The sequence below is a fragment of the Bradyrhizobium sp. Ken51 genome (genome assembly GCF_055807435.1).
Genome location: NZ_JBVVPB010000107.1, coordinates 1 through 1,628, shown reverse-complemented (window position 1 = coordinate 1,628; position 1,628 = coordinate 1). Strand labels below are relative to the sequence as shown.

The window sequence follows — 1,628 nt, the reverse complement described above, 5'->3', positions numbered from 1 at the left end:
TTGTTCCTGTTTCACTTCAACGTTTATGCGCTCGGCGTGCCGCTGATTGCGTTCTTCTGCAATCTGATCTTCACGAGTTGGTCGGTCGGCATTTTCGTCTCCGGACTGGTGCTGCGAAACGGCCTCGGCGCCGAGAGCATCGTCTGGACCTTGATGTTCGCGGTCATGCCGCTCGCCTGCGTCTACTATCCCGTCAGCGTGCTGCCGGTCTGGCTGCAATACGTCGCCTGGACGCTGCCGCCGACCTACGTGTTCGAAGGGATGCGCGCGCTGCTGATCGAGAACTCCTTCCGGACCGATCTAATGCTGAGCGCGTTGGCCATCAACGCGGTGCTGTTGATTGCATCTTTTGGGGCATTCCTTGTCCTTTTGCGCAGCGCCAAGAAGAACGGCTTGCTACTGTCGAGCGGCGAATAGAATGGGCAAGGGGAGCACACCGAACCGCGACCTGTTCGAGCCACTGGGCAGCTAAGTCGCCGCGTTCGATGCTCTGATCGACAGTTCAAATGATCTGAGCGCACCCAGCACGCCAGCTATCAAAGGATCACGCCATTGGCCTTTCTATTGGAGGTATACCGCGGCATATGTGGAACGGCCCCGCGTGCAAGTGCTTTTTTAAACATTTCGTCCTCCGGGAACGGTGCGGTCATATGTCGGGCCTTTCAGCGCGGTCGTGGACCGCTGGCCTCGATGAAATTCGCGATGCGAGGGGCTGATCAATCTGACTCGCTTTAAGCGCATTGTGGCGCCGGCCTCTCTCGCCTCGGGATTTCGTCCCGTGGGGTCATCCTCTAATTATGCACCTCGCCACTGTCCGGCTACGCGCCGGGCAGTCTGTTCTGGTCGTTCGGTTCAGGCACGTGCTGCGCCGCTTTGCTGCGCCAGTATTTCGATAGCTCCCGCCCTTGGTGAGGAGCGCCCAGATGATCCTCGCGATCTTATTGGCAAGCGCGACCGCGACTGCCTTGAAAGGCCGTCGCGCCAAAAGCGCGATTAGCCACCGCGGCGCGTTCTCTTTGCCCTTCACGCGTCGCAAGACCGACGTCGCGCCACAAACAAGCAGCGAGCGGAGCGTCGGATTCCCCATTTTCGATATGCCGCCGAGCCTTCCTTGCCGCCGCTATAATGGGGCTTCGGCGTCAGTCCCAGCCATGCGGCGAAGTGACGGCCGGATTTGAATTCTACGGGATCCGGGACCAGCGCTTTGACGGAAGCCGCCGTGATCGTTCCAACGCCCGAAATTGTGATCAGCCGCCGCATGTCCTCGTCACGCTTCAACTCGTCGACGATACCTCGTTCGAGCTTATCGATCTGGCCCGTCAATGCCTCAATCTGATCGGCGATTTCAGCCAAAGCCCAGCGGGCGGCTTTTGGCAGGCAAACGTCCTCATCGTCACGCACGATCACGATCAACTCTGCTACTTTCGCGGTGTCGGTGGCGGCTATAATGCTTACCCAACAAGCTTACGTACGCGCGTGAACAATGTGATGCGCTGGACAAGCCTGTGGCGAATGCGAGCCAGCCGAAAATTGTGATAGACCTCGGAGTATCTGCATTCAGATGCTCAGAGAAGAGACGGTCTAGGTGGCGCTCGCTGACGCCCGCATACATGCCCATCTGAGCACGA

1 protein-coding gene and 1 pseudogene are annotated in these 1,628 nt (G+C 58.8%); one reads left to right on the top strand and one right to left on the bottom strand.

Going from position 1 to position 1,628, the window contains the following annotated elements:
- A pseudogene (locus AC0L27_RS40990) lies at positions 1-417 on the top strand (ABC transporter permease); the annotation flags it as partial.
- Positions 418-1,023: 606 nt separating this feature from the next.
- Here AC0L27_RS40990 and AC0L27_RS40985 read toward each other — a convergent pair.
- The gene (locus AC0L27_RS40985) at positions 1,024-1,407 is read right to left on the bottom strand and encodes a transposase (RefSeq protein ID WP_473323764.1); all 384 of its coding nucleotides are present in this window, start codon (positions 1,405-1,407) and stop codon (positions 1,024-1,026) included.
- Positions 1,408-1,628: the final 221 nt, after the last annotated feature.